The sequence below is a fragment of the Pedosphaera parvula Ellin514 genome, from assembly GCF_000172555.1.
Classification (GTDB): domain Bacteria; phylum Verrucomicrobiota; class Verrucomicrobiia; order Limisphaerales; family Pedosphaeraceae; genus Pedosphaera.
Genome location: NZ_ABOX02000009.1, coordinates 12,928 through 29,950, shown reverse-complemented (window position 1 = coordinate 29,950; position 17,023 = coordinate 12,928). Strand labels below are relative to the sequence as shown.

The 17,023-nt window shown below is 51.7% G+C and carries 18 protein-coding genes; 7 read left to right on the top strand and 11 right to left on the bottom strand.

Annotated elements, in window-relative coordinates; translation table 11 throughout:
* Positions 1-55: 55 nt before the first annotated feature.
* From CFLAV_RS09000 to CFLAV_RS08985, 4 genes are all read right to left on the bottom strand, one after another.
* Positions 56-772 (bottom strand): exosortase-associated EpsI family protein, encoded by a 717-nt coding sequence (locus CFLAV_RS09000; protein WP_160164536.1) that lies wholly within the window; start codon positions 770-772, stop codon positions 56-58.
* Positions 773-804: 32 nt separating this feature from the next.
* Positions 805-1,779: an exosortase/archaeosortase family protein gene (locus CFLAV_RS08995; protein WP_007414384.1), complete on the bottom strand. Its 975-nt coding sequence runs from the start codon at positions 1,777-1,779 to the stop codon at positions 805-807.
* Positions 1,780-1,907: 128 nt separating this feature from the next.
* Complete coding sequence (locus CFLAV_RS08990) at positions 1,908-2,882, bottom strand: NAD-dependent epimerase/dehydratase family protein (RefSeq protein ID WP_007414383.1); 975 nt, start codon at positions 2,880-2,882, stop codon at positions 1,908-1,910.
* A 518-nt stretch (positions 2,883-3,400) separates the two neighbouring features.
* Positions 3,401-3,946 carry a hypothetical protein gene (locus CFLAV_RS08985; protein ID WP_150107334.1) on the bottom strand — a complete coding sequence of 182 codons (546 nt, stop codon included), beginning with the start codon at positions 3,944-3,946 and terminating at the stop codon, positions 3,401-3,403.
* Positions 3,947-4,622: 676 nt separating this feature from the next.
* Here CFLAV_RS08985 and CFLAV_RS08975 point away from each other — a divergent pair.
* Positions 4,623-5,501, top strand: coding sequence for a HEAT repeat domain-containing protein (locus CFLAV_RS08975; protein ID WP_007414379.1), 879 nt, complete (start codon positions 4,623-4,625; stop codon positions 5,499-5,501).
* A 159-nt stretch (positions 5,502-5,660) separates the two neighbouring features.
* On the opposite strand, the gene CFLAV_RS08970 is transcribed toward CFLAV_RS08975, so the two are convergent.
* Positions 5,661-6,248 (bottom strand): acyl carrier protein phosphodiesterase, encoded by a 588-nt coding sequence (locus CFLAV_RS08970; RefSeq protein WP_007414378.1) that lies wholly within the window; start codon positions 6,246-6,248, stop codon positions 5,661-5,663.
* 238 nt (positions 6,249-6,486) lie between these two features.
* Complete coding sequence (locus CFLAV_RS08965; RefSeq protein ID WP_007414377.1) at positions 6,487-6,939, bottom strand: GNAT family N-acetyltransferase; 453 nt, start codon at positions 6,937-6,939, stop codon at positions 6,487-6,489.
* A 140-nt stretch (positions 6,940-7,079) separates the two neighbouring features.
* Between CFLAV_RS08965 and CFLAV_RS08960 the strand changes: the two genes are divergently transcribed.
* Positions 7,080-7,778 (top strand): HAD family hydrolase, encoded by a 699-nt coding sequence (locus CFLAV_RS08960; protein WP_007414376.1) that lies wholly within the window; start codon positions 7,080-7,082, stop codon positions 7,776-7,778.
* Positions 7,779-7,889: 111 nt separating this feature from the next.
* Here CFLAV_RS08960 and CFLAV_RS08955 read toward each other — a convergent pair whose 3' ends face one another.
* Positions 7,890-8,936: an LLM class flavin-dependent oxidoreductase gene (locus CFLAV_RS08955; protein ID WP_007414375.1), complete on the bottom strand. Its 1,047-nt coding sequence runs from the start codon at positions 8,934-8,936 to the stop codon at positions 7,890-7,892.
* Positions 8,937-9,101: 165 nt separating this feature from the next.
* Between CFLAV_RS08955 and CFLAV_RS08950 the strand changes: the two genes are divergently transcribed.
* Positions 9,102-9,887 carry an SMI1/KNR4 family protein gene (locus CFLAV_RS08950; RefSeq protein ID WP_007414374.1) on the top strand — a complete coding sequence of 262 codons (786 nt, stop codon included), beginning with the start codon at positions 9,102-9,104 and terminating at the stop codon, positions 9,885-9,887.
* Positions 9,888-9,998: 111 nt separating this feature from the next.
* Here CFLAV_RS08950 and CFLAV_RS08945 read toward each other — a convergent pair whose 3' ends face one another.
* Complete coding sequence (locus CFLAV_RS08945; RefSeq protein WP_007414373.1) at positions 9,999-11,648, bottom strand: RNA polymerase sigma factor; 1,650 nt, start codon at positions 11,646-11,648, stop codon at positions 9,999-10,001.
* Positions 11,649-11,841: 193 nt separating this feature from the next.
* Here CFLAV_RS08945 and CFLAV_RS08940 point away from each other — a divergent pair, with 193 nt between their 5' ends.
* The gene (locus tag CFLAV_RS08940; protein WP_007414372.1) at positions 11,842-12,024 is read left to right on the top strand and encodes a hypothetical protein; all 183 of its coding nucleotides are present in this window, start codon (positions 11,842-11,844) and stop codon (positions 12,022-12,024) included.
* 70 nt (positions 12,025-12,094) lie between these two features.
* Here the strand turns inward: CFLAV_RS08940 and CFLAV_RS08935 are convergent, their stop codons facing one another.
* Together CFLAV_RS08935 and CFLAV_RS08930 are read right to left on the bottom strand one after the other, a co-directional pair.
* Positions 12,095-12,607 (bottom strand): GreA/GreB family elongation factor, encoded by a 513-nt coding sequence (locus tag CFLAV_RS08935; RefSeq protein WP_007414371.1) that lies wholly within the window; start codon positions 12,605-12,607, stop codon positions 12,095-12,097.
* 149 nt (positions 12,608-12,756) lie between these two features.
* Positions 12,757-13,434: a response regulator gene (locus tag CFLAV_RS08930; protein WP_007414370.1), complete on the bottom strand. Its 678-nt coding sequence runs from the start codon at positions 13,432-13,434 to the stop codon at positions 12,757-12,759.
* A gap of 293 nt (positions 13,435-13,727) precedes the next feature.
* Between CFLAV_RS08930 and CFLAV_RS08920 the strand changes: the two genes are divergently transcribed.
* Together CFLAV_RS08920 and CFLAV_RS08915 are read left to right on the top strand one after the other, a co-directional pair.
* Positions 13,728-14,255, top strand: a complete 528-nt coding sequence (locus CFLAV_RS08920; protein ID WP_007414369.1) for a DUF1003 domain-containing protein — start codon at positions 13,728-13,730, stop codon at positions 14,253-14,255.
* A 122-nt stretch (positions 14,256-14,377) separates the two neighbouring features.
* Complete coding sequence (locus CFLAV_RS08915) at positions 14,378-14,707, top strand: hypothetical protein (RefSeq protein WP_007414368.1); 330 nt, start codon at positions 14,378-14,380, stop codon at positions 14,705-14,707.
* A 53-nt stretch (positions 14,708-14,760) separates the two neighbouring features.
* On the opposite strand, the gene CFLAV_RS08910 is transcribed toward CFLAV_RS08915, so the two are convergent.
* Positions 14,761-15,216: a GNAT family N-acetyltransferase gene (locus CFLAV_RS08910; RefSeq protein ID WP_202796870.1), complete on the bottom strand. Its 456-nt coding sequence runs from the start codon at positions 15,214-15,216 to the stop codon at positions 14,761-14,763.
* A gap of 238 nt (positions 15,217-15,454) precedes the next feature.
* On the opposite strand from CFLAV_RS08910, the gene CFLAV_RS08905 reads away from it, so the two are divergent.
* Positions 15,455-16,813 carry a type II secretion system F family protein gene (locus CFLAV_RS08905; RefSeq protein WP_007414366.1) on the top strand — a complete coding sequence of 453 codons (1,359 nt, stop codon included), beginning with the start codon at positions 15,455-15,457 and terminating at the stop codon, positions 16,811-16,813.
* The last annotated feature ends 210 nt before the right edge of the window (positions 16,814-17,023 follow it).

The window sequence follows — 17,023 nt, the reverse complement described above, 5'->3', positions numbered from 1 at the left end:
TGGATGTAAATAACAAGGTCGGCCTTTCTGATAATCAAACTGACTTCTGAACCGCTCATCTAGAAGCCGTCTGTGGTAATTCGGCAGTTGCAGCATGAGGACCAGCTGCCAGCTGAAATTGAGGCGTGGAAGCCGCAATAAATTTCTTCATCCGCTCAAAAGTTGCCTCCTCTTCACCGGGATCGCACACAGCAAAGCAAGTTACATAAGCCCAGCGCTCCAAAACGCCCGTCCTTAGCAAATTCATGCTCATGTGCCACATGCGCGTCCGGTGCTGTGCGGTCAGGTCGTTGTCCGCCACAAACCAGTAAACATAAACTCCTTGCTTGGTAAACGAGCGCCCTTTTTCTGAAAAGGTTCGCGACGCGATCAGTTTCATGACTGGCAAATCATAAGCATAAGGGCGGGTCATGCGGATCGTGGTTTCCGTCGACTTCCCGCCATCAATGTCCCAACCCTGACCCCTCAGGCAAAACTGCGGCTTATGAATACTCGTGCGATCTGTGCCCATCAGGACCACGTTCAGTATCGTATGAAAACCATCTTGTGACACGTAATGCCGTTGCACAAAACTCGTGTCCTGCGGCATATAATCCAACAACCCCTGATCCGTTGGCACAGCCTCGGAGGTATAATCCAACACCAACTCGGGAAGCTGAATATTCAGACGATGACTTCCAGCAATGGGAGTTGTTTTCACGCCAGGCGCACCCAACTTCTGTGCAGTCTTATACCACGACAGTACTCCCGCAGTGGCTGCCATCAAACCCATGGCCGTTATTAGTATGAACCATTTTTGCTTGTTCATACCGGCTTGGTCTCCAATGGCAGAGGTGATTCCGCCCGGGGCTTGTTCAACCAGAACGCCAAAGCATACACTCCCAAAATCGCAGGAATATACGGCAGGATGCTGAGTATGAAGCTGTCATGAACGCGATTGCCCCAATCCTGCCCGAACATATCAGCCACCACCACCACGCCCATTAACCGAATCACATTGCCGATGACCGCCAGCGGAAAAGCCGCGACAATCATGATCATTCGCTTGGAATTCCCTGACAAAAATACAAAAGCAACGATTGTCGTTATGACAATGATCGACGTCAGACTTCGAATGCCGCTGCATGCTGCAGCAACCTCAAACTGATAGGTCCTGGCTCCGTCATAGAGCTGCGTTCCCTCCCGAATCACATCAATGCCAAGCAATGGTGCAATCATCGCCACAATCTTTGTCACAAAAACACGCAATGGAAAACTGATGGGCTCAGCCAACGATCCCAGCGGCACGCTGAAGATAAATAGAAAATAGGGAAAGAAGCTCCGCCACATCCAACCGAATCCCCAAACCAAACCCGTCAATCCGTAAATCCCGGTAAAAAGAGCGACGATGGAAAGGCGCGGTTGCTGCACCAAATACCCGATCACATGCAGCGCAAGCGAAAGAAACAAAACCACCAGCCCAGGCCACCAAGGCTCCAATTTCAAAGCCAGCAACTCCTTTCGCTTCCACCAAAAAAGCGCCAGCACTGCAAATGGAACCAAATTCCCTATCCCATCATCAGTCACCGTATTCTTGATGTTGTAGGCGGCATACATCCATTTCAGCAGAGAACTCGTATCGACATACCCAAAAGTGCCATTACCGAGGAATTGGAACAGCATCAACCACCCTCCCAGAAGCCCAAAGAATAATCCCTTGTTCGGAAGCAATTGCCAGCAACGGAGGAATTCCGCTTTGAACTCTGCCACTATACCTGGACTGTTTGGCTGGCTTTCCATGATCTTATTTCTGCTTCAATTAGACCATTGAACCAGAGAACTGCTCAAATTAATTCGCTTCATAACTGACGAGCTTCCACTTCTTTACGCACGCGTAAAGATCGATGCGAAAACCGCACGACCAACACTCATTTCTTTGTCATTTCATCGTAAATCCAACGATACGTCTTCTCCATGCCATCACGCAACTTGGTGCTCGGCTCCCATCCCAGATATTGATGAATGAGGGTATTATCACTATTCCGCCCCTTCACCCCTTTCGGTGCCGATAGATTATAGTTGCGCTTGAGCTTGATCCCGGCGATTTGCTCAACGAGATCCACCAACCCGTTAATCGTCACCAATTCGCTGCTACCCAGGTTGATCGGCTCCAAAATCTCACTCGCCAAAATATCCTGCGTTCCCTTCACGCAATCATCGATATACATGAAACTCCGGGTCTGCTTGCCATCACCCCAAATCTCTATCTCATGCTTGCCGCTCAGCTTCGCGGAAATCACTTTCCGGCAAACCGCTGCCGGCGCCTTCTCACGACCGCCCTCATAGGTCCCGTAAGGTCCGTAAACGTTGTGATAACGCGCCACCCGCGCTTGCAACCCGAAATCTTCCCGGAAATGCCGGCACATCCGTTCACTAAAAAGCTTCTCCCAACCGTAACCATCCTCCGGCATAGCAGGATAGGCGTCACTTTCTTTCAACGCGGTCACTTCCGCCATGGTCTGCTTGTCCGCCGCATAAACACAGGCCGAAGACGCGTAAAAATATCGTTGCACTCCGTTGTCCCTCGCCGCCATGCACAAATGCGTATTGATCAACACCGACAACATGCACAACGCGCGATTGTTCTCGATGAACCCCATTCCGCCCATGTCCGCCGCCAGATTATAAACCGTGTGCGCTCCCTTCAACGCCTGTTCGCACGCGCCCTTCTCCTGCAAATCCAACTGCAAATTCTCCACCTTCGGCGAAATTTGATACCATTCCTTCGTCGGCTTGATATCCACCGAACGAATATCGCGATGGCCTTGACGCAGCAAATCGGCGATCAAATGACCACCGATAAATCCGCCGCCACCGCACACAATAATTTTTCCTGAACTCATAAATTTTTTGCAGTCGAGTTGACTAAATTAAATAGTAGAACCATTAATTCAAGCTCATATTTCCTTAATGGCATTGTGTAACTTAGGAAACCAACCAGCCGTTTCGTTCATTCTTTGACTCCTCATTTCAATTCGGCCTCACTCTCTTTCAGTTCCGCTCCAAAGTGTTCCGTTAACCCAACCAGCCTGCCTTTGATGGCTAAGTTTCCGAGTTCCGACTTCCTACCTGCTCAGAGTCCACTTTTTTTAACCCGAGTTAAGGCGAGATAACCCGAGTTAGCCCAAGTTAGCGCTAGTTAACCCGAGATATAACCGGCACGTCATCAAGCCAATTCCCGCCAAAGTTCTCATTTCGACTGCCACAAATAAATACTTCATCCAACGAGTCAGTCTCATTTTCCGAACGGTACCCTCAAAATCACAAATAGGCAGTCCGATGCTCATGTATTTTCATATCACTACACAATTATACTAACTATGTCAATCTTACTTTTATACATAAGCAAACTGCATCTGGCCTATTTTTCAGTGCCCTTTCCGCCTCCAAGCAATTCAACTCTCAGCTCCGACTGTGGAAAACTTTCCTTGAAACTGTAAACCTGTGTCCAGGTGGAACTCGAAAGTCTGAGGACTCGCGGAGCATAATACTCCTTCGGGCCCTCGCGCGAGTCCATGCTAAAAAGGTATCCTGTTTCGAGCTGGTTACTGGAATTGGAAACCGCGATGGTAACCAGGAACTTGCCATTGGACACCCCGCCCCGCCCTAACTGCACGATGCCGACCTTCACCTCGTTACCGTAGTCGCCATCAATCGTATCGGTTGCGGCCACATTTGTGACCGTGTCTGAGATCTTCACAATCCGAACTGCCCGAATAGCCAGGTCCTTTTCAAATTCGAGTAATTGCACCGCCCCTGCTTTCCCAACCAGCGCGGATCTCTTTGCACTCCCACCCTGACCGGGCTGCATCGTCGAGAGTTTAGTGTCAGTCGAACGGGTGCATCCCATGAATGAAACCATGCCCAACGTGAAAACATACAAGAAGCTTCGCATGGAATTCGACATGGCTTGATTATTTACCATACCGAATGCCAAAAGAAAATCTTCGAATGGCAGGAAGGATTTTGGTTTGGGGCCCGGCCGACAACGCTGCTTCACTGTAATGGACTCTTCGCCTTTGGAATCGCCGAAGACTCAATCTTCCGCCCCCATTTATCCATCTCACAGCCACAGGATCGGCATGTCCAACCTCCCCAACATCCTTGCTGAAAGGACTGCGGAATGCGAAATCTTGGCATCCGCTGCCCACAGTCATGGCAATCAACAACCTGACGATTGATACCCCATTTCCCTTTACGAGCACTGGCACGCGCAATGAAAAACCAGTACCAGCAGCACCAACTAAAAATGCTGATCAAAAAAGCAATGGAAACTACAACTGGGATCAACTCGAGCACGCGTTGCTAATATACGAACCATCCATCGTATATCAAAACAAAAAGCCCAAATTGAAGAACCTGCCTGCCTGCGGAGCATCGCACTAAAACCGTAAATTAAACACCAACCACATTCATCGACTGAGCCATCACTTGCAGCACGTTCAAGCGATGCAGCGCGTGGAGGTGCCAACGCGCGCACCGTTTCATTGGCAACTGTTCAGCGTGTTTACGGCTAGGTTCTGGTGGCCAAACCCTTGTTTTTCCCTAGTCTCCCTGTTGAAATTGCGTCATCCTAACCACCAATGAGGCCCAACCGCCGCACTCTGTTCATAGCCCTGTTGCTGCTCCTCATCAGCATCATTATTTGGCATCTCCTTCGTCGAAGCCCTCACGAACCAGTCTACCAAGGCAAATCGCTCACCCAATGGCTTCAAATGGGTCCTTCCACTCTGCGCGACGATGCCTTTCGCAACATGGGCACAAATGCTCTTCCATTCCTGATCCACGACCTCCACTCGCGTGAAATCAAATGGAAGGACAAGTGCTATTTTTTTCTTCAACGCTATTCTGTTTTTCGGACATACCTTCGCACGGGCTATCAGCGTCATTACCAGGCGTTCGAGGCACTTCAGGCTCTCGGCTCCGTGGGAAAGCCTGCCATTCCAGCCATCGCCGATTGTCTCGATAATCCCACTACCGCGCTTCAGGCCGTCAATGTCCTGGCATATGATCCCAGGGGCTACACACCCCTACTCGCTCCGGAAGCCACACCCGCTTTACTCAAGGCGCTAACCAACAATAATTCCAGCGTGCGCACCATCGCTGCGAATGCTCTTGAGCTCTCCCAGACTCAACCCGGCGTCATTGTCCCTGCTCTCATCCGCGCACTGAAAGACCCGGCACCCGAAGTTCGCCGTATGGCTGCCGCATCTTTCGGAGGCATCTATAAGAAGCAGTCCGACATCATCGTCCCTGCCCTGATTGAAACCTTGGACGATAAACATCCAGATGTTCGCAAAAGTGCCGTCTGGATGCTCGGCCGATACGGCCCTGCCTCCAAGGCAGCCATTCCCAAACTCACCAACCTTCTGAAGGACGCCCCGTCAGACCTCGAAAAAGAAATCCAAACCGCCCTCCAGCGCATTGATCCCGCAAGGACCAATCAAGCCGCAACGAAATGAAAAGCCCGAAAGCCATTACAATCACGACTCAAGTCGAGGTGAAATAAAAAGTAAAAATCCTTTAGAATTGCGATTCTCCGCCTCTCTTCTATCTTATCCTCCGTGTTCTGCGGGTAAGGTTCCGAACTCCATTCCTTTGCGCCGTTTGTGTTTTTTTGGCTATTCAATTTCTGCAGTATTACCCTCCACGTGCTTTCTCAACTCCGGAAAGAACATCCCAAAATCCTCTTTGAACCCGTCGTAATGCATCTCCAAATCCGCCACCGCCGCACCCAAATCCACCGGTCGCCGCAATCGACTACCCACGCCCTCCAACGCTTGCCTGATTCCCTCAATCTCCCGATATCGCCCCAGCCAATTCTCCCTCCGCATCTGCTCCAATCTCATCCGCGCCATCAACGGCACCTCGCGCGGCAACTCATCAATCCCCGCATACACCTCCGACGTGAATTGCTCCAGCGACACCGTCGCATGCCGATGCCACTCCTTCGCCAGCAAATGATCGTAGAACACATCCACCAAAATGCTCGCATACCTCCGGAACGAACCATTCACCCGCTGCTTGCTCTGCCGGATAATCGGATGCCGATCCGTGAAAGCATCAATCCTTCGATGACACGCCACCCCGCGCAAAATCCCCACCGGCATTAACTCCAACTCTGGCCTTCGCAGAATGTCCGCCAGGATATTCCCCATGCGAAACTCCGCCGAAGGTTCGGACAAGAGCGAGTGTGCCAGCCAGTTCATTTAGCCGCCAACATCCTCCATCCCACGCCCAAATCAAATCCAAAAATTCAATCCCGCGCGCCAGCAATCAATAACTCGGTGGAGTGAGGCTGGTGCCCGTCTGGAAAGACTCGAACTCTAACCTCGTCGTAGCTCCAATCACATCCGTCGAGCCCATCCGCGTACGCGGCCCACAACCCGCCCCATTCACTCCCCAATTCAAAAATCGCAATTCAAAATTTCCTTCCCTTTACTCCTTCTACAACTTCGCCACAAACCCAGTCTTAACTCCCGCCTCGAAACCCGCCTGCTCATAGAATCGCAACGTCGCGTCATCCTTGCGTCCCGTCAGCAGCATCACCTTGTAACAATTCTCCCGCCGCGCCACCTCAATCGCGTCTCTCAGAATTCGCGTCCCAATTCCTCGCTTCCGAAACTCCGGATCAGTCACCACATTTTCGATCAAACCGTACGGTCGACCTCCTCGTGTCAAATTGGGAATAATCGCCAATGCGCATGTCGAAACCATCCGTTCCTCCACCACAGCCACCAAATAATGCACTTGGGGATCGGCAACGATGCGCTGCCACAACGCCTCCACTTCAACCGTAACCGCCAGCTCGGGATCAGTTGGATGCAAATGACGATAAAGACTCAACAAGCTCGCAAGCTCATCCTCCCGAATCTTCCGAATGACAGGTTCACTCAGCATGGCGTAATCAACGCCCACTCTTGCCCATTCAAGTCCGGCTTGTCAAGCCAGCCGCCAACGCCATCACCTCAGCACCTTGTCGATGACTTGGTGAAAGATTTGATTGATGGCATTCCTTTTCTACCCCAGCTTTGAGCGCCATGCACACTTCCAAATCCGTTGTCATATTCGACATTGACGGCACGCTCACAGAGACGATGCACATCGATGGACACTGTTTCGCGCAGGCACTGGCCGAGGTATTTGCATTCACAGAAGTTGATACGGATTGGTCACACTATCAGCATGCCACCGATGCAGGCATCCTTCAGGAATTATTCGCTCTGCGCAAAGAGCGGCTACCTACGCTGGAGGAGACTTTGGGGTTTCAGCAAACGTTTGTGCGGTTGCTCACAGACGCGTGCCAACAATCCCCTTTCCAAGCCATTGCAGGGGCCTCTGACTTGCTGCTCCACCTGTCCGCCACTCCAAACCTCCGCATCGCTCTGGCCACGGGTGCCTGGAGCTGTTCCGCACGGCTCAAAATGTCCAGCGCCGGCCTCTGCTTCGACCATTTCCCTGCCGCCTCAGCCGATGACGCCGTCGCCAGGGAGGACATTATGAAAACCGCCATCCTCCGAGCCTCGGCGGTGCCTCCGGCGATTGCGTTCGTGAATAAGATTTATATTGGTGATGGTGTCTGGGATGCCCGTGCCTGCCGCAAACTGAAAATTCCCTTTATCGGAATCGGGACCGGCCTTCACGCGGAACGACTGATTGCCGAAGGCGCCGTGCAAACCTTCCCCGATTTAACCGACCGAAATTCTTTCCTGCAAACGGTGCACAAACTTTCCCTGTAACCGCCTCCTCCAATTCAATATTATCCGCGAAACTCACCCGCCTCTGCGGCCTACGATCCACCCCATCCACCTCCCCAATCAAAAATCAAAATCGCAATTCAAAATTCCCTTCTACCCCACACTTTCAACATCTGCCCGCTCGCTCTGCCCCGCCCAAATCCTGTCCCTCACTTCCGCCACAATTTCAAACGACCTCAACCGTGCCGCATGATCATACATCTGCGCCGTCACCATCACCTCATCCGCCTCAGTCATGTCGATGAATTGCTCCAACCCGTGCCGCACCGTCTCCGGCGAACCCACCACCGAATACTTCAATGCATGGTCCGCCCCAGCCCTTTCATGCTCCGCCCACCTCTCTTCTATGCTCTCCACCGGTGGCGGCAACTGTCCAGGGACGCCGCGACGCAAATTAATAAACGCCTGTTGCAATGACGTAAACGCCCGTTCCGCTTCCCGGTCCGTATCCGCCGCAAACACATTCACCCCCACCATCGCGTGAGGCTTGTCCAAATACTCCGACGGCTCAAAACGACTGCGATAAATCTCCAGCGCCTCCATCAAATGATCCGGCGCAAAATGTGATGCGAACGCAAATGGCAGACCGAGCATCGCCGCCAATTGCGCGCTGAAAAGACTCGAACCCAAGAGCCACACCTTCACCTCCAAACCTGCCCCGGGAACCGCCCGCAGAGTCTGTCCCGGTTGCACCGGCTTGAAATACGATAACAACTCCACTACATCCTGCGGGAAGGAATCCGCGCTATCCATGCGATCCCGCCGTAACGCGCGCGCTGTCCGCTGGTCCGTTCCCGGCGCGCGCCCCAATCCCAGATCAATGCGTCCCGGATAAAGTGAGGCCAGCGTCCCGAACTGCTCCGCAATGACCAGCGGCGCGTGATTGGGCAACATCACCCCTCCCGCACCCACGCGTATCGACTTGGTTCCTTGCGCCACATATCCAATCACCACTGACGTCGCCGCGCTGGCAATCCCCGTCATGTTGTGATGCTCCGCCAGCCAGTAACGATAATACCCCCACTTCTCCGCGTGCTGCGCCAAATCGAGCGTGTTCCGAAAAGACTGCGCCGCCGTGCCACCAACCACAATGGGTGCGAGATCGAGAATCGAAAAAGGAATCTTGCCGGAGGTTTTCATAAATTAATCCGTCAGTGCCTGAATTGCAAAGCAACTCTGCCAACTGAACATTCATCAACAGATTAAAATCTGCAACAAGCCTTCGCTCAGTTGCGGAGGTTAGTGAACTTTTTTTCGTGACGATGCCATCAACGCATCCTTACCATTGTTTACATAGGGATAATTATGAGAGCACTAACCTCCTTTCAAGAACTTTACTGCGTTTCCAACAAGACCGCACCTGTCACAACGGAAGAACTTCGATCTGCCGAAGCCTCAATAGGAACAGCATTCCCTGCTGGTTACGCCGAGCTCATGCTGACATTTGGTGAAGGTGATATAGACGGTTACATCCGACCATACCGTCCGCAAAGAATTGTCGAGGAACTCAAGATGACCCGCGAAGCACTTGCATATGATTTTTGGGAGGAAGGAACTATTCGACTCACTCCCGAACAAAAAGCTCGGCTGGTCCCTTTTGCGGATACCATCGATAGCGATCTGCTTGCCTTCCTCCCTGAAAAACCTTCCGAGATCTACGCCTTCCCTCGTCATAAAACCGAGCTTTTCAAATTAGGCCCATCGTTCCTTGATGTCGTAAATTGGGTGAGCAGTTCGGGCATTATCGTACAACCGTTCGAATGCACTTTCTTTCAACCGTGGAATGATTACGCATCACTCCGCCTCGATCATCCTTCCGCTTATTTTGAGATCGAGGAGATGAAATCCATCTTTGAGAACTTGGGCCGGCCTGACCTCCTCACTGTCAAGGAACAGAGCATTGACTTTTTTTTACGAAATTACGGAGCGCGTCTCAGCTACCTCCTTCACAACGATTACCTGCAGTTTATCGTGAACTTTGACTCGGAAACGGCAGATGACTTCCTGTCCCTTCTTAAAACCGTGTTGCGCGATACAGGGTTTCAGGTCACCGAGTCAAATCGGGTGAAGGTTCCTGAAAATTTCCTCTAACCCCCATGTCTGAGGTTCGCCTTGAGATGCTTGGAACGATTTCTCCCACTACTCCTCAGACAACTTGACTTGCAAAACATGCCTATTGTTTCCTGACCAATCTGTCGCTTACTACTTCGCCTGTCCCACCAACACCTTCTGTCCCAGCTCCAGCTCCGACTTGATGTGTTGGATGACCCCGGTCTGCGTTTTCTCCAACGCCGCCAATTGCTCTGCGCTTAAGAATGCGGACGATTGTTCCCGTAGCTTCCGCGCCGTATCCTCCAATCCCTGGTAAACCTGATCCAAGGATTCTTTGGAACGAAACACGTCGATATTATCAATCGTCGGCAGTTCAGGCATGTCGTGCATCACCTTCAAAAACTGTGCCCTCTGTGTCTCGTTCAGTGGATTGTCACTGGATTCGCTGTTGAGTGATTCCAATGATTTCCTGGCAATGGCATCTTTCTTCAATTCTCCAAACTGCGCATAATTCGCATCCCCCAGCAGGGCTCTCAGTTCACTCTCCATTTGCTGTTTCCCCTGCTCTCGTTTGGCTAGCGCCTGGTCCACATCCATTTCTCCCCGGATCACCGCCGCCGCACTCGCGCGGTCCTTGAGGGACTTATCGATATAAAGATTATAGAGCTTGTCCATGTCCGCCTCACCCAGATTCATTTTCTTTGCGAAGCCGCCAATCTGCCCCTTCAAAAGAGCCTTGGTTTGCACCCGTAACAACTCGTTCATGGAAGGATCAACCAGCAACTTTGCCATTTCCATTGGCGATGTTTCCTTTCCCGCCGCCGCCACCGAAGCACTCTTTGCCGCCGCTACTGCCGCCTTCTCCTTGCCGATGGCCTTCGCCTTCGCCGTGGTTGCCGTGCGCAAGTCCTCGGCCATCACCAGTCTCTCCTGGTGTAATTTCTCCAGCTCTGCCTTTTGCTTCTCCAACTTATTATCGCGCTCGTGCAATTCCTGCTGGACGGCCGCGAGATCCCGCCTCTGGGCGATGATTTCATGCCATTGAAAAGCCACCAACCCGGCCACGATTACGCCCCCTGCAATTTTAACCTTTGTCCATGCCATAAGTTTTAAAGTTCCTTTCGCTATCGCCATCGTTGATACCGATACCGCTGTCCCCTGGGTCACTGCCAGCGCCGTGGCTCCCGCCAACCCCGCCGGAGCCGCCTCCACCGCATGTGCGGCAATGATTCCGCACAATGCCGCGCTGGAGAGCACAATCCCCTGCTTCTTAAAAACACCACGCAACTTTTCCACCGCCCGATTCACCCGCATCTTGGCCGCATCCTCACTCGCCCCCAAAGCTTCCCCCACCTCCTTCAGGTTTTTGCCTTCCACATACCGCAACACAATGGCGTTTCGATCCTTCTCGCCCAATTCGGCGATGGCCGCATCCAGGCAGGGTGCAATTCGCTCCCATGGCACATCCCCGCCTTCAGACAATGTGGATCGCATATACGCCTCCTGCTCCTTTCTTAACCGTCGGATTTCTTTCCGCACATAATTTGCCGCGGTCAGCCGCGCGGTATGAAATAACCAGCCGGATAACACCGTTCTGCCACCCAGGCTCGCTGCTTTCTTTGCCAAAACTATAAATACCGCCTGGCTGATTTCCTCCGCCTGGCTCGGATTGCGCACATGCCGCAACGCCACGGAATACACCATGTTGATGTAACGCGACACCAGTGTTGCAAAAGCCTGGTCAGACCCGTGCAACGCGTATTCCCTCAAAAGTTCGATGTCGCCCATCGTTTGCTTCATTCAATTCGAGTGTGTTTCCATTTATATTTATCCGCTGAAACGCGAAGGTAACACTTTTTCTGTAATTTTTTGCGAAGCTGCGCCGAAGCAGGGCACAGTCATTCCTTGGAAGCACATTGAGAATTACACGGTATGAGCCGCAGCTCACTTGAAGAAACCCATAAAAACCCCCGCCAAAAACAATCAAACGACCATGTCGGCCGCCACACACTGTGTGATCGTGGAAACCCTGATCATGGTCGGCGGAAAAAACTACTACCTCCTCGAATCCACTAAACCGGCCTTGCCGCTGCAGGAATGGGCTCCCCGCGCGACGAATCTATTTGCTGCGAATGGCTCCTTGAAGCTTACCAACAAACCGTTCCATCCGGATTAACCGATTATTATTCGATCCGAACAATGTTTCCTATGTTTCTTTAAAGTTGTTAATCATGCGCGGCGATGAATCATTCGTAGGTGATGCTCACAATTTCCAACTGCTTTTCACCCGCTGGAAACCGGAAGTGAACCCGTTCCCCAATCCTTGCATTAATTAATGCCCTCGCTATCGGCGATAGCCAGCTCACCCAGTCCCGGTCAATATCAGTTTCATCCACGCCCACAATACGATACCGGGTTTCATTCCCCGATTCGTCACGCACTGTAACCGTTGCTCCAAACCGAACCTGTTCCCAGGGTTGCGGCGGTGGTGGCACAATCTCGGCGGTTGCCAGACTTTGTTCCAACTGCAGAATATGCTGGCCTACCAGCTGCATTTCGGTTTGCGCATTGCCTGAAAACTCGCCGGTCGCAGTTTGCGAACGTTTCTCTGCCTGCAACCGGTTCAATTCGGCTCGCAGCCTTTGAGCACCGTCTGGCGTCAGGTAGTTTTTGGCTCCAGGTGGCAATACCGAAACTGGCCTCGGTAACGTGGGAGCTTCTGGATTATCATCCGCTTCCTTGGTAAATGCCTTGCTCATAACTTACTTAATATATCAGCGGCTCAGGACTGTAACAAGCCGCCCTCAGTTCTTCTCTGGCAACGAGTTCCAAATGAGGATTGCCATCCGTGTAAAGACAAAGCCGTCGTAAATGGCAGATTTTCACGGTTTTTAAGGAGTAGAACGACTCAAGCGACTGCCAGATCCGGAGTTTGCTCAATGATGCCTTTGGAAATCGCATAACGGGTCAGGCCGGCAATATCGTGGATATTCAACTTATTCATCACTTGTTGCCGATGTTTCTCAATGGTTTTGATACTGATACCCAGTTCGGAAGCCATTTGTTTGTTGGGTTGCCCTTTGGCAATAAGCACCAACACTTCGGCCTCACGCGGAGTCAGCAAGGTGAGGCTGTTCCTGACACTTTTTCCATTCCGGAATCTTGCGTGCAACTGGTCACGCAACCGCTGGGAGATGGCTGCACTGTAGAAAGCATTGCCTTTATGTACTTCGCGAATCGCTGTAACGAGGTCATTGGCCGCAGTTTGCTTGATCACGTATCCTGCCGCTCCCGCTTCGGTCAACTTTTGAACCGAGTCCTCGTCGCCATATGACGAGAGCACCAACACTTTTGCACCCGGCAGCTTGCTGGTTATTTGCCGGGTCGCTTCCAGCCCGTTCAGCAGCGGCATGGCCACGTCCATAATAATGATATTAGGCAAATATCGGTTCGCCATCTGCACCGCCTGCCGACCCGTTTCCGCTTCCGCCACGATTTCAATGTCATGCTCAGCCAGAAGCAAAGCGCACAGCCCCTGACGGACTACTGTGTGGTCATCGGCAAGAAGGATTTTGATATTTGCCATGATAACCAATAGGCCCGTTTGTATCACTTTAACATTGGCTGTAACCCCCAAAACTCCGGGAAAAAGAGCGCAGTTTCCATGTCTTTCAGCTCAAGTTTCACCTGGAACTCCCCGCCAGCCTTTCTCTTCTTGATAATGCAAACCAGCCTCCTGCCGCACTGGCGGGAGCAATGAGCGGAAAAGCTTGCCAAAAGGATTACTCTCTCCAACCCAATGGCTTGCGGGGTCTGGCACCCACTCGTCGAGCCTGATTCCTGTGTTACAATTTAGTAAGTCAAAATCTCGAACTTCATATGAGTCGCAAAAAGTCTATCTCGCAAATTACCCGCAAGAACGTGGAAACCATCCTAAAAATGGAACAAGCCGCAGACGAGAGTCGGACCTTCGGCGAACGTGTTGCTGATGGCTTTGCGGCCTGCGTGGGCAGTTGGACCTTTATCATTATTCAAAGTGTCCTCCTGGCCATCTGGGTCTGTCTCAATCTGATCGCCTGGGTTAAACACTGGGATCCGTATCCCTTCATCCTGCTAAATCTCGCCCTCTCCTTCCAGGCTGCTTACGCCAGTCCCATCATCATGATGAGCCAAAACCGCCTGGGACGGCTCAGCGAGCGGCGCAACCGCCTTGATTTGCAAATCAACCTCCTTGCTGAACAGGAAAATACCGAGATGCTGCGCTTACTGCACAAAATATGCGAAAAGCTGGAAATCCCGCTCAAGGATCAACCCACTGCTGAGTGCCTTGAACAGGTTACCAGGCCGGAAAGTCTTCTCCGCCAAATTGAAAAGACGGAGAGTCAAAACGGGAAATCCAAAAAATAAAAACTTTACTGCCTCGGTTCCGGTCAGGTTTGTGCAACGATCCACATAACAGCGCATCTTCGAGATAAACTGGTAACTGACAACAATATCCTGATAGTCTGCACCTCGAACATTAACTAATCATGCGCATCGCCCTCTCACTCCTGCTGCTCATCACCTTAACCGGCTGCATTCATCCCAAAGTGGTTTCCTACGAGGCTGTTCAAGGAACAGCCCGCCGACATGCTGAGGACACCGTCTACTACTGTGGCACCAAGGAAGGCTATGATTACTTCTTTGTGGAATCCGGTGATGTTTTTAGCCTTAACCAGGGCAAATACTACCGGGTTCTAACGGAGGACTCTCCAGTAAAGGACCGCTTTTACTTCACCAAGGATCAAAGCCGCTGGGAAAGATCCATGGGCTTTCATGCCCCCACTGGTGGACGTCAAATTTTCGTGCCTGCTCGCTAAGCTTTGCCGCTTGCTCGATTATCATTAAGGTTGAGTTTCACCACAAAACTCCGTCACGGCTGCTCCGCACACAATCCCCATTCGTAGCGCCGTTTAACGCACGATCCCGGATGGTAAATCTGGTCCGCTGGCGCAAGGGGAACTTCATCCAGGAACCTGGCGCCCAGACGCTCGATAGTTTTCCTCGACGCCACATTGTCCGGATCGCAGGTTAGGATTACAGCCGGATAGATGGAACGTACAAAAGGGGCAATCGCACAGCATGCCTGAAATGCATAGTGTCTGCCTCGAAACCTTTCCTCCACCTGATATCCAATGTGACCGGCACAGAGACGAACATGTTCCGTATCTCCGATGCGAAAATTGATATGCCCCACGTCGGTAGTCCTTTTTATAAGAATACGAAAATGGTAAAACGGCACCAAACCCCGCACTTGATCTCCCGGAACCACCCCTAAAAACCGCAGCTTCACCTGGTCGAACAGTAAGTTCGCCGGCGGTCGTGGCATCGAATAAAAGGTCACAGGCATACTCCAGCAAATCCAATATAATCTAGTCTGTCACTCATTGTCTCCTTGAATAAGCCATCCCCAAGCTATCTCACCGCTGCGTCCTTCGCCAATTCTTAAAACTGTGGGGGTGGATCGAAAACTGCCTACAATTGTGCTTGCTTTGAGCCACCCACCCCATTACCCTCATTTCACAGCCAAATCAGACACACTGATGCAACAAAGGAGTTGTTTAATTATGAGTACCTTCACTTATAAAGCCGTGGACCAGCACGGCAAGGAAACCAAGGGCACCCTTCAGGTCGCCAACCAAAACGAAGCCATTCAAAGAATCAAGGAAATGGGCTTCTATCCAACCCGGGTAACTGAACTGAAGCCCTCATCAAGTCCCGCTGAGCGGGCACGAAGACATGCTCAACGTTTGGGCCTCACTTCCAAGTCTGTGAACCATCAGGTTCAGATCTCATCCACGCGCACATCAAGGCGGGAGTTCCTTGCAAAGTTCCAAATTCCTTTCCTTCGTGCCCGGGTAAAAACGAAACAGCTTTGCATTTTCACACGCCAGCTTTCCACTGCGCTCGATGCCGGCATGCCTCTGCTCCGCTGTTTGCGTCTGCTGGAGGAACAGGAAACGAATCCCTCCTTCAAAAATATCATCACCGGGGTTGGTTCATCCATCGAGGGCGGCTGCACATTCAGTGAAGCACTGGCTCAGCATCCGCGCGTCTTCAACCACCTTTACCTCAGCATGGTCAGGGCAGGCGAACTCAGTGGCTCGCTTGAAATCACGCTGAAGCGACTCTCGGATTTCACGGAAAAAACGGAGAAGATCAAAAGAAAAGTCATCGCCGCCCTGTTCTACCCCGCCGCTGTTATCAGCGTCGCCACCGGAGTCATGGGAATTATGCTTCTTTATGTCATTCCAAAATTCAAAGCGGTTTTCGAAGGCATGATGAATGGCAAACCACTCCCCGCGTTCACTCGACTGGTGCTCGGGATAAGCGACTCCATTCGCTCTCATTTTGTACTTACAGCCGCCATCGCCGCCGCAGTTTATGGGATTTTGCTTCTCAGCCTTCGCACCCGAGTAGGTCGCAACGTCTTCGATAGGTTTAAACTTAAAATGCCTATCCTGGGCACTCTCTTCAGCAAGGTTGCCATTGCGCGCTTCACCCGCACGCTCGGCACCCTCACCACCACTGGTGTCCCGATTTTGCAGTCGCTCGATATTGTCAAGGAAACCACTGGCAATGTTATTCTCCGTGACGCGGTCGAACATGTTCATGACAACGTCAAGAATGGCGAAAGCATCGCTGCCCCGCTCCGGCAGGCGAGCGTCTTTCCGGTCATGGTAGTGGGCATGATCGACGTGGGTGAACAAACGGGTGCCCTTCCGGAAATGCTGAATAAAATCGCTGACAACTACGACGAGGAAGTGGACAACTCGGTTTCGGCACTGATGTCCCTTATCGAACCGGTGATGATTGTTTTCCTTGCGGTTGTAGTCGGCTCGATCGTCATTGCCATGTTTCTTCCGATCATTTACCTCATTAATGACGGAGGCATCGGCAGCGGTCCCGGAGATGGCGGAGTATGACGTTCCTGGGCATATCAGCATCTTCTCGATTGACGCTGCCCATGAAGTAGCCTCAGCAAATAAACGAACCAACGCCATTGAAGGCAAACGCACTAAGTCTCAGCTTATGAGTCATCGACAGTGCTTTGTAACGTTCGGGTAACAAGCCGCTTTCATATTGACCCTTCTTAACCGGTAAGTTATAAAAACAGCATCAAATCCCTTATTTAT